Genomic DNA, 9,844 nt, shown 5'->3' on the forward strand with positions numbered 1-9,844 from the left:
GATGATTTCAACTTCTCTTTAATTCTGGAGAAATATCAGCAATCAGAATTTCAAGAGCTGACTGATGAGCAGTTAGCAGAGATAGCTGACAGGTGGGAATCACAGATTGATGATGTCAAGCGTCGGCAAGAGAACAACCGCATCACTAAATATCTAGAAGAATGACTCAGCGTAAATTGAATAACAAAGCCTGTCAGTCTCTCCGAGAGGTTGACAGCCAGATTAACAGTGCTATTTTGCAGTCAAACGAGCGTCTTAAAGCACTCGGAAGTAAGCTAACAATTCAACGTAGAAAAAACCGACTGTATCTAAGGGGAACGTTACCCTGTAAACCGGGAGAAACAACACCAGAAGGGACAAAGCGTTATGAGATTTCTACTGCACCTGCTGACTTAGAAGGGGTGAGGATTGCAGAAACTAAGGCAATAGACATTACGACACAGTTGAAGTTAGGAGGTTTTAACTGGGAGATGTACGGAGTTAAACCCAAGACAAAACCTCAGCAACGAACAATGGGTGAGATTAAGGCTGACTTTGAGGAGAACTATTGGCGCGATCGGCCTCGGACTCGCAAGAAACTGAATACATTTAGAACTTCTTATAATGCCTCTTTTAAAAAAATACCCGACTTAGACCGCTTTACAGACAAAAATGTTGAGGCTTGGATATGCTCAACACCACCAAACAGTTATCTTAGGCAAAATCTGATCAGAGTTATCAAAGCATTAGGTAAACAAGAGGGAATTGAGGTAAAGCCATACATTTGTAAGCCTGTAGCTGTTCCTAGAATTTTACCGACTGACACAGAAATAGAGATGACGTTTGACCTGTTGCCTGATGATATCGCCTGGTCATTTGGAATGATTGCCACTTACGGTCTGAGAACTCAAGAAATTTTCAATGGGATTGAGAATCATCTGGAGTTCTTTACCAGTCCCGACAATGAGTTTCACAAATTTAGAGTAGATGAGGATAACAAGACTGAAGAACGACTGGTTTATCCTCTATATCCTCACTGGGTTGAACGGTTTGACCTGTTGAATCCTAAGCGGTTCCCCAGTAATGCCAAAAACTATGAGAGTAAGGTCAATAAGTTAGGAAAAATACTGATCGCCTATGGGTTCAAGAATGAAGCTTACAGTCTCAGACATCGCTATGCCGTCAGAGCGCATGAACTAGAAATCCCCATAGATGATGCAGCCCGTTGGATGGGTCATTCATTAGAGATGCACGTTGATAAGTATCAGAAATACATGGACGCTTCTACCAGTGACAAGATTTACAGAAAACTTCTCAGCGACAAACAGGAGATGAACGAGTTAACCCGGTTACGGCTTGAAAACCAGTTTCTCAAAGGCCGAATAGCTGAGTTAGAAGAACAGCTCAGAAGGGAAATAGTTCACCGCAAGGTTCACCAGCTTTTAGAACTCTGTCTATCAAAACTCCCTTAAAATAACGGGTTCAGTTGTTGTGAGGAGAGGAGACTGTGGAGTAGCAGTCTACAGCCTGAATGATACGGCAACCTCAAAGAGAAATGATCTCAACTTCCAATCCAATACCTTAACCTAACTGACTAGGAGTGGAGCGGGTTTGTCCCCAGATACCAGACTTTTTAGCGATCGCCTGTACTAAACAGCTATGTTAAACTAGGAAGCGAAAAAAAGAGTCGCTTAATGTCTACTTTCGTGTTAACCTAGACAATAAAGCGCCCTTGGCCGATTGGGGAGGCAGCGAACTCATAATTCGCCTTCAGGCTGGTTCGATCCCAGCAGGGCGCACTATTGATATTCCTTGAATCTGTTGTGGTACATCAGTTAATTGTTGGTTATCAGTAACTGAGTTGCGTTGCTGTAACCGATTAAATGTCTGCGTCAAAAATTAAATGTAGTTCAGTTACCCGTAACAAATTGTTGTCGCTTTTTTTCGGTGTTCTAGCCAGGATCAAAGCTTTTCCTCATCAATTTCCTCAAAATCTAGAGAATTCCTTTCTTTCTCATCTTTTTTTCCTCAATTCAAGCTCACGTCATCGGACAATAATTGAAGGCTATAATCGGGAAACAAGTTTTTGAAAGTTAGCTAACTGTTCGTTGACTACGATCTATTTTCAACCTGAAGAAATCTAGGTGGCCATTGCCGGGTAAACATCTTGAAAACCAAGAAAATCTTGTTCTGTTGCTGAGTTCTGCATGATAACAGGGTTCCTACTTGCCCCTTAACCGGATTTTGCTTGATTCTATGTTTATGTCCATTATTAACTTACCGAGTTTCAATTGCTATTGTATATTAGACTAAGGGGCAATCTTAGCAATGTATAGAAGTGAAGAGATTGACAAACTGGCTTCATCGCCCCGATTGAGTACAACTTACCCTGATTGGCAATCGTAGCCCCTGTCATCAGGGAGGGTTAGTGACTGGGGTGTATAGGATGCAGACTATATGGCAGACCCAAACTATTATAGGTTCGACCCAGTTTGGCGAGGTATAGCACAAACTCGCTACTGCTTTGTGCATCAAAAATTTCTGCAAATTGAGCCTCGCCTGAGTCTCCTGAGACTAATTCGCCATTTTTGTAATCACAATAGCTTGATTCTGCTGAATTTTTGGGTGGTTCTACCCTGGAGTTCTCACACTTCCAATTTACATCGGAAAGTACATCGATTAACCGACTGTCAGTTTTGGGTGAATTGGATAAAAAGTCGGAATTTCGCTAGGGCTAACATCTCTGTCTTACCGCTTCAATGGACTTTACTTCTGCCTCTTGAGCAAGGGAATTTGCTAGGGTTAGCAAACTGGATTTCCCTGGGACAGTATGTGCTTGTTGCAGGCGATACTAGCTGAAGCTTTTGCTTGAGAACGTTTAGGGATTAGATCCTCAATCCCTGAAAAACGGTTAAACGGTCTGAGGTGAGTTCAATTTAACCATTGACCGATGCAGCTCAGTATCGTCGTCCTCCGTCAATTTGTTTCATAACGAGTGAACCTTAAGTTCACACGTAGTTCTGAGCAACTGCTTTTCAATTGAGTTCCTAGAGAACTTGTACTCTCGACAGATTACAGTAAATAATTCATTTTGTATGAAGGCTAGTGAAATTTTCAGTGCGAATAAACTGTTAACGCGATATGCCAAAGGGGAACGTAACTTTAGCGAGACTAACCTCATAGCAGCCCAGTTAAGTCAAGCTAATCTGAATCGGATTGATCTGCGTAATGCTAATCTCACTGCTGCTAACTTGACCCACTCTCGTCTGATTTGTGCAAACTTGAGTGGGGCTGACTTGAGTCGGACGAATCTCAGTGGAGCTATCTTGATTGAAGCCACTTTAACCGGAGCAAGTCTGACTCGAACCCTACTGGTTCAAGCTGACTTGACTGGCGCTCTTCTGAGTGGAAGTATTTTTTCTCAAACTGATCTCAGTGGAGCGAATTTGACAGGAGCCAGTTTAATCGGTGCTTCCTTGCTCAATGGCTCTAAGTTGACCGAAGCCACTTTAATTGGTGCGACCCTTTCACGGGCTACCCTAAGCGCGATTGACCTCAGTCGGGTTAACCTCACTAGAGCTATTTTAAGTGAAGTTGACCTGAGTGGAGCCAACTTAAGTTCCGCTTGTCTGATTCGAGCTTATTTGAATCACAGTAACCTCAGTGGTGCTAATCTCATGGCAGCCGACTTGAGCGAAGCGAGTTTACGCAATGCTAATCTTTGTGTTGCCAACTTAACTGGAGCAGATTTGCAAGGGGCTAATTTGGAAGGTGCGAATCTCAATGGTGCCAAATTGAGTGGGGCGAACCTTAAGAGTACCAATTTGAAAAATGCCAATCTTAATGGCTTGATTTTGCATGAAGCTGACTTGAGACTCGCTGATTTGAGTCAAGCCAACTTGCGAGGCGCAAACCTGAGTGGGGCAAATTTGGCGGGTGCAAGTTTGCTAGAAGCGGATTTACGGGGGGCGAACTTGAGTCACGCCAACCTCACAGGAGCGGGATTGTTATTGACGTCCCTCAAAGGCGCGAATTTGAGAGGCGCGAATTTATGTCAAGCTAATTTAATTGGTGCTAGTTTAAACCTGACCAGTTTGGATGAAGTTTTCTTAGAAGGTGCGATTCTGCCCAATGGTGCAACTTATGCTTAACTAGGTCGCCGTCCCTAACCCCTCCTTCTACCCGTTGGCAGGCGCACGGCTGTTTGATTCTCAACAAAAAATTTCAGGTAAATTGGATGAACAGGTGATGGGGAGAGGGTTTGATCCTAAGATCTCCCCATACCCCTATCTGCCTATTGCCTTTTTGTGTGGCGAACTTTCTCATTTGACAATTTTCTGTGATACACTAATAAGGTTTGAGGTTTTAAACCACTATAGGATGGAGGTGAAACCGCGCCGAATGAAAAAATTGGGAACCCACCTGGTTATTGATGCTTGGCAATGTCCGGCTGACTTACTGAATGATCCAGAACGCATACGTCGGGCTATACTCGATGCAATTACAGCCGGAGGAGCAACCCTAATCGACTTTTGCGTTCATCAGTTCAGTCCTCATGGCGTGACTGCAACCGCAACGTTAGCCGAGTCTCATATTGCTATCCATACTTGGCCAGAATATGGCTACTTTGCTGCCGATGTCTTTTTCTGTGGACGAGGAAATCCTCAGCTTGCTCTAGAGTGCCTAGAAGTTGCTCTTCAAGCTAAACAAGTTAAACAGAGAGAATTTCAGCGCGGTTTTGAGCCAGAAATGGGCATCCCAGAGGATTCTATCGATTGGGAATCACTTGAGAGTCATTGGACTGAAACCCGTGTTTTACAGGGATGATCCTCATCTGATTGTAACAACCTACTTGTAGCAATAATCAGCTCGTTTTCTAATCCCTAGCCGCAGCTCTGAAGCAGTTGGGGATTTTATCAGCTTATTTTTAGGCAAGGAGGAGCAAAATCTCTCCCTCTATGCACAACATAGGGGGAGTATTTCGCTATTCCAGAAACTCAAATCAGCGATCAACTCTGAATCACCGACCCGACTAACGTTGCTGTTGTTGTAAGAGCGGACGAACAATCCAATATCCAGCGCCAAAAGCAACCAGAACAATCAAAGCAATTGAGACGACCAACCAAAATCCATTTAACTCGGCTCGTTGAGTCTCTGAAGTCGGACGTAAGCGAGCTTCAGGCTCCTCTGTAAACAGTTTCTCAGGAATTTCTCGCTTGAAGGGTTGATTTTCAGGAGGAGTTGCAGGAGATTGAGGTTTAAGATGGGTGTACTTGGCTTCTAGGTCTTCTTGGGGTGAACTTCGAGCAACTGTCTTGCTCAAAGGCAATTCTACAAAGTTACTAGAGGACGAAGTTGTATGATGTTGACTGAAATTGGGGATTTCTAGATGATGAGTCTGCTGCTGTTGAGGTAAGCCAGTATGATTAACCTTTTGAGCCGTGTTAATCGCTTGTTGAAGTTGGATAGCCGCTTGAGTTAAGTTCTCTAGTTCTCGACGAAGTTGCTGATTTTGCTGAACAAGCTGTTGGTTTTGGGTTTTTAAAGAGTTGAGCGTCGTTTTGGACGCTTGTAATTCGGCGGTGACTTCTCGGTACAGAGAAATCGGGACGGATGGAGAATAGGCATTCGTTGCTTCAGATGAGTTAGAGCCAGAAACGGTAACATCTTGCATAGCACTTAAAATGGAGTGAGAATGTTTAGTTGTTTAACTGATGATCTGATCCAGCAGAGTCAAGCTTCTTCTGCTATGCTCTAGATTAATCGTCATTAGAACAATCAGAACGCATTTCTTCACGAAAATTAAAGCCTTAGCTTTGACAAAATTGATCTTGTTTTTAGATTCCCGATTTGAATCCTTATGAGTAACTCGCCAGTTGAACAAAACGTATTTCATTCCTCCGAGGTCGGAGAAGTTAAGTATGGTGAACGGGAAATTCAACAAGGACAGTTAATCACTTTTCCCAATCCTCGGGTTGGACGTCGCTATGAGGTTAGCATTTCCTTACCTGAGTTTACCTGTAAGTGTCCTTTTTCGGGTTATCCCGATTTTGCTACTCTTCATCTTACCTATGTCCCTAACGAACGGGTCGTAGAGTTAAAATCTTTGAAACTCTATATCAACAGTTATCGCGATCGCTATATCTCTCACGAAGAATCAATCAATCAGATTTTAGATGATTTTCTGGAAGCCTGTGATCCCTTAGAAGTGAAAATAGTGGGAGATTTTAATCCTCGGGGTAACGTTCATACCTGCGTAGAAGTTCGACATCAAAGACCTGATGATTAATAGCAAAACGTGATACAATGATAAACTGTGTCGAATTTACACTAAATTCATGCCCAAACTGAAAACTCGCAAGTCGGCTGCCAGACGTTTTAGAGTCACTGGTAGCGGTAAGATTGTGCGCCGCAAAGCATACAAGAGCCATCTCTTGCAGCACAAAAGTTCGTCTCGTAAGACTCGCTTGTCAAAAATGGCAGAAGTTCACGAGCGAGATGCTGAAAATGTACGTTTGATGATGCCCTATCTCTAGGGTTTAAAGATGATATTTAATCGCTAAGGGAAATTAACTATGACAAGGGTTAAGCGCGGTAACGTTGCTCGTAAGCGTCGCAAGAAAGTTCTTAAGCTTGCTAAAGGATTTCGAGGCTGTCAGTCTACTAACTTCCGGACAGCAAATCAACGGGTGATGCAAGCTTTGCGGAATTCCTATCGAGATCGTCGCAAACGCAAACGTGACTTCCGAAGACTGTGGATTACTCGCATTAACGCGGCGGCTCGTCTGCATGGAATTAGTTACAGTCAACTGATGGGGAGTTTGAAAAAGGTTAATATCCAGATCAACCGTAAAATGCTTGCTCAGTTGGCGGTGATTGATCCACAAGCTTTTAGTCAAGTTGTGGCGCAAGCCGACGATCAAGCCCAATCCTAATTCAAGAGAAGTAACTTAGTAGACGATTTATGGTACAAAACGGTACTATCTGTAAGATCAGATAATAGATCTATGCAACGAGCCTTTCAAACCCAACTCAAACTTAACAACCGTCAAAGAACCTTAATGGCGACCCACGCGGGATATTCTAGGTGGGTTTGGAATTGGGCCTTAGCGATGTGGAACGAGGCTTATAAAGAAGGACTAAAACCTTCTGCGAATAAGCTAAAAAAGTTCTACACCAATCACATTAAGCCAAACTATCCCTGGCAGTCAACGCTAAGTTCTAGAGTTTATCAATTTGCCTTTATGCACTTAGGGGAAGCTTTCAGTCGCTTTTTTCAAGGCGTTGCCAAACATCCTAAGTTCAAGAAAAAAGGCAGAAATGATAGCTTTACGATTGATAATTGTGGCAAAGTAATGAGGTTTTCAGGGAGGAAATTGAAGCTTCCTTTTATTGGATGGATATTCACTTATGAACCCCTACCTGAAATCAACACAAAGCGAGTCACAATTAGTCGAGTAGCTGATTCTTGGTATCTGTCTGTAGCCTACGAATTTGAACCAGAACAGACTGTTAAATCAAGAGTTTATCTGGGTGTTGATGTTGGGGTTAAGGCACTGGCGACCTGTTCAGATGGTACTGTTTTTGCCAATCCAGCAGCTCACAAAAAAGCACAGAAAAATCTGGCTCGACTTCAGCGCGAACTCTCGAGAAAACAGAAGGGTTCTAACAACAGGAATAAAGCTAGACTGAGACTTGCAAAAGCACATCAAAGAGTGGCTAACATTCGCAAAGATACAATTCACAAACTAACCTCATGGCTATGCAAAAACCACGCAGTTATCGGGTTAGAAGACTTGAATGTTTCTGGGATGATGAAAAATCATAAATTAGCGGGTGCTATTGCCGATTCTGCTCTTTATGAAATTCGCCGCCAAGTCGAGTATAAGTCCGAGTGGTACGGCTCAGTAGTAGTTTTTGCGCTATAGATTCTATCCGTCAACTAAGACCTGTTCAAGTTGCGGTCACGTTCAACAAATAGCTCTGAAAGAACGAGTTTTCAATTGTCAGGCTTGCGGTGTAAGCGTTGACCGTGATTTGAATGCCAGCCTGAATTTAGAAGGTTATGCCGAGGGCTTCTTGGTAAAAAGCCTGTCTGACCGGGGGAAGCCGACAGTCCGGGGTGATGCAGGAACGAAACATTAATACGGTTTATACCGTGTTATATCAGTTTTCGATAGCAGGGTATAGCCTGGTAAATTGAGTAGAAGTCCAACGAGAATTTAAGATGGGGAATGCAAGCTGAAGGCAACTCTTCAGTAGTGTTTGTTTTTTAGATTCTCACAATTACTCAAACTGATGAATAGTAGTTTACCAGTCGTCTACCTTTTACTGTTAGTGGCTCTGCTCTTTGGAGTAGGGTTCTTTGTTTTACGCCAGATTATTAGAACCCGTCGAGTTGAAAGTCAACTCTCTCGATTGCAAAGTAAACTGGCTCAAGATCAGGGTACGGCTCAAGAATATTACGAGTTAGGCTGCATTTATAACGATAAGAAGTTATATTCGCAGGCGATCGCTGTGTTTCAAAAAGCTTTAAAAGTACCCAACGATCAACAAGAGGAATCTCAGAATCTGGCTCGGGTTCACAATGCTTTGGGTTATGCTTACTTTGCCAAGGAGCAGTATGACATCGCAATTCGGCAATACAAGGAAGCTCTGAAACTTGCACCGGATTACGTCACAGCTTATAACAATTTGGGCTATGCCTATGAGCGTAAAAAACTAACGGCTCAAGCATTGGAGGCTTATGAGCAAGCTTTACAGGGCGATCCGAGAAATGCGATCGCTAGGCGGAGATCAGAGTCCCTGCGTAAACGCTTGGGAATTCCATCCTCATTAGAAGAGTAACTGTTTCTGAGTGAGCTGAAATCTGCTCAGAGTTATATGTCCAAAAAGGTCAATGTCGGCGTAGGATGAATCCAAATCCGGTTTGTTATCTAAGTTAACACCGATGGGGGTGGGGCAGGTGACGAGTCCCCAAGAAGAGCTGACTCGCCATTATAGTCAAGCAACAGCCATACTCTATAACGAGATCTACCTAATTGAGGAGGGGAGGATGCTTGTTAGAGTGTGGGTGTTTTTTTATAAAAATCGCCGAGAAAACCCCGTCGCCTTGTGCGCGGGGATGAGAGGCGAGGCTGGCGACGGGGGTCAATATCCAGTCGCCAGCCAACAATCTGTCGGGATGACGATTAACCCCTCTGCTTCTGAGTTTCAATGTATTTCCTGACAGCCTCTTCTGAGATATGCCCTACGCTGCCGTAGTAGGTTCCATCCGACCACATCCGAGAACCCCAGAATTTACGACGCTTCAAGTCAGGGAATGTGCAGAATAAATGAACAGCAGAGATTGAGTTAATCGTTATTTAAGCGTGTTCCCAGAAAAAAACCGACATCAGGATTGAGATACGACAAGCGCACCATGACACTAAGAGGGTATCAACTAACCCTTTCGTGTATTGGTAAGGGAGAAAAGCTTATCCTACTCAACGACGGGGTACGCCAGTTGCTTTATGCCGGGGAACCCGTCCACACTGAAGGGGTGACAAGCCGCTTGAAAGTCAGCCGCAGTTCGGATGAAGGGAGGGGAAGCAGGGAAAGAGCCTGTTTCAACAAGCCTTAACTCGGGTTAGATCGACTCAAATAGTCTGTAACGCCTATCCATCAATGGTTTACCGTTTTCCCAAAAAAACTTTTAAAAAAAGTGTTGACAAACCTAGAAGACTCAGCTACATTAGTAAATGCGCTCGAGAAAAGACAACTGACTCGAAAGCAGCCGAACCTAGATAATACAATAGTTTGAAAGCCTAAGTACAGCTCCTCGTTAATACATTTTGAGGGTTCTTGGGAAACCGAGAATCAGCTT

Annotated in this window: 13 protein-coding genes and 1 tRNA gene; 12 read left to right on the plus strand and 2 right to left on the minus strand. The window is 43.5% G+C overall.

Annotated features, from left to right (window positions below; all coding sequences use genetic code 11):
* The first annotated feature begins 161 nt into the window (after nt 1-161).
* From WN50_RS01660 to speD, 5 genes are all read left to right on the plus strand, one after another.
* Nucleotides 162-1,451, plus strand: a complete 1,290-nt coding sequence (locus tag WN50_RS01660) for a site-specific integrase (protein ID WP_049557584.1) — start codon at nt 162-164, stop codon at nt 1,449-1,451.
* A gap of 254 nt (nt 1,452-1,705) precedes the next feature.
* A tRNA-Ile gene (locus WN50_RS01665) sits at nt 1,706-1,778 on the plus strand.
* Nucleotides 1,779-2,436: 658 nt separating this feature from the next.
* Entirely contained in the window at nt 2,437-2,838 is a 402-nt protein-coding gene (locus tag WN50_RS01670) for a hypothetical protein (protein ID WP_049557587.1), read from the plus strand.
* Between the two features lie 236 nt (nt 2,839-3,074).
* Nucleotides 3,075-4,130 carry a pentapeptide repeat-containing protein gene (locus WN50_RS01675; RefSeq protein ID WP_046278560.1) on the plus strand — a complete coding sequence of 352 codons (1,056 nt, stop codon included), beginning with the start codon at nt 3,075-3,077 and terminating at the stop codon, nt 4,128-4,130.
* Nucleotides 4,131-4,380: 250 nt separating this feature from the next.
* Entirely contained in the window at nt 4,381-4,806 is a 426-nt protein-coding gene (speD, locus tag WN50_RS01680; protein WP_046278564.1) for an adenosylmethionine decarboxylase, read from the plus strand.
* A gap of 205 nt (nt 4,807-5,011) precedes the next feature.
* Here the strand turns inward: speD and WN50_RS01685 are convergent, their stop codons facing one another.
* On the minus strand, nt 5,012-5,653 hold the full coding sequence (locus WN50_RS01685; RefSeq protein WP_046278561.1) for a hypothetical protein: 642 nt from the start codon (nt 5,651-5,653) through the stop codon (nt 5,012-5,014).
* 186 nt (nt 5,654-5,839) lie between these two features.
* Here WN50_RS01685 and queF point away from each other — a divergent pair, with 186 nt between their 5' ends.
* The 7 genes from queF to WN50_RS34515 all read left to right on the plus strand — a co-directional run bounded on the left by queF (nt 5,840) and on the right by WN50_RS34515 (nt 9,208).
* Nucleotides 5,840-6,268, plus strand: a complete 429-nt coding sequence (gene queF, locus WN50_RS01690) for a preQ(1) synthase (RefSeq protein ID WP_046278562.1) — start codon at nt 5,840-5,842, stop codon at nt 6,266-6,268.
* Nucleotides 6,269-6,317: 49 nt separating this feature from the next.
* On the plus strand, nt 6,318-6,515 hold the full coding sequence (rpmI, locus tag WN50_RS31655; protein WP_072075530.1) for a 50S ribosomal protein L35: 198 nt from the start codon (nt 6,318-6,320) through the stop codon (nt 6,513-6,515).
* A 39-nt stretch (nt 6,516-6,554) separates the two neighbouring features.
* Nucleotides 6,555-6,914 carry a 50S ribosomal protein L20 gene (rplT, locus tag WN50_RS01695; RefSeq protein WP_046278563.1) on the plus strand — a complete coding sequence of 120 codons (360 nt, stop codon included), beginning with the start codon at nt 6,555-6,557 and terminating at the stop codon, nt 6,912-6,914.
* Nucleotides 6,915-6,986: 72 nt separating this feature from the next.
* Nucleotides 6,987-7,907: an RNA-guided endonuclease InsQ/TnpB family protein gene (locus WN50_RS01700; protein WP_053221415.1), complete on the plus strand. Its 921-nt coding sequence runs from the start codon at nt 6,987-6,989 to the stop codon at nt 7,905-7,907.
* A complete protein-coding gene (locus WN50_RS35675; protein WP_082172239.1) occupies nt 7,897-8,124 on the plus strand; it encodes a zinc ribbon domain-containing protein in 228 nt (75 codons plus the stop codon). Before WN50_RS01700 ends, WN50_RS35675 begins: the two co-directional genes overlap by 11 nt.
* A gap of 153 nt (nt 8,125-8,277) precedes the next feature.
* Complete coding sequence (locus tag WN50_RS01705) at nt 8,278-8,826, plus strand: tetratricopeptide repeat protein (RefSeq protein WP_046279990.1); 549 nt, start codon at nt 8,278-8,280, stop codon at nt 8,824-8,826.
* A 208-nt stretch (nt 8,827-9,034) separates the two neighbouring features.
* On the plus strand, nt 9,035-9,208 hold the full coding sequence (locus tag WN50_RS34515) for a hypothetical protein (RefSeq protein ID WP_160315332.1): 174 nt from the start codon (nt 9,035-9,037) through the stop codon (nt 9,206-9,208).
* Here the strand turns inward: WN50_RS34515 and WN50_RS37295 are convergent.
* On the minus strand, nt 9,171-9,293 hold the full coding sequence (locus WN50_RS37295) for a transposase (RefSeq protein WP_425354773.1): 123 nt from the start codon (nt 9,291-9,293) through the stop codon (nt 9,171-9,173). The genes WN50_RS34515 and WN50_RS37295 overlap by 38 nt on opposite strands.
* Nucleotides 9,294-9,844: the final 551 nt, after the last annotated feature.

The sequence above is a fragment of the Limnoraphis robusta CS-951 genome (assembly GCF_000972705.2).

Bases quoted from the DNA above. Each gene is read 5' to 3' on its own strand.
- WN50_RS01705 (WP_046279990.1), top strand. From the start codon at position 8,278: ATGAATAGTAGTTTACCAGTCGTCTACCTTTTACTGTTAGTGGCTCTG.
- WN50_RS01700 (WP_053221415.1), top strand. From the start codon at position 6,987: ATGCAACGAGCCTTTCAAACCCAACTCAAACTTAACAACCGTCAAAGA.
- WN50_RS01675 (WP_046278560.1), top strand. From the start codon at position 3,075: ATGAAGGCTAGTGAAATTTTCAGTGCGAATAAACTGTTAACGCGATAT.
- rpmI (WP_072075530.1), top strand. From the start codon at position 6,318: ATGCCCAAACTGAAAACTCGCAAGTCGGCTGCCAGACGTTTTAGAGTC.
- WN50_RS01660 (WP_049557584.1), top strand. From the start codon at position 162: ATGACTCAGCGTAAATTGAATAACAAAGCCTGTCAGTCTCTCCGAGAG.
- WN50_RS34515 (WP_160315332.1), top strand. From the start codon at position 9,035: ATGCTTGTTAGAGTGTGGGTGTTTTTTTATAAAAATCGCCGAGAAAAC.
- WN50_RS01685 (WP_046278561.1), bottom strand. From the start codon at position 5,653: ATGCAAGATGTTACCGTTTCTGGCTCTAACTCATCTGAAGCAACGAAT.
- speD (WP_046278564.1), top strand. From the start codon at position 4,381: ATGAAAAAATTGGGAACCCACCTGGTTATTGATGCTTGGCAATGTCCG.
- rplT (WP_046278563.1), top strand. From the start codon at position 6,555: ATGACAAGGGTTAAGCGCGGTAACGTTGCTCGTAAGCGTCGCAAGAAA.
- WN50_RS01670 (WP_049557587.1), top strand. From the start codon at position 2,437: ATGGCAGACCCAAACTATTATAGGTTCGACCCAGTTTGGCGAGGTATA.
- queF (WP_046278562.1), top strand. From the start codon at position 5,840: ATGAGTAACTCGCCAGTTGAACAAAACGTATTTCATTCCTCCGAGGTC.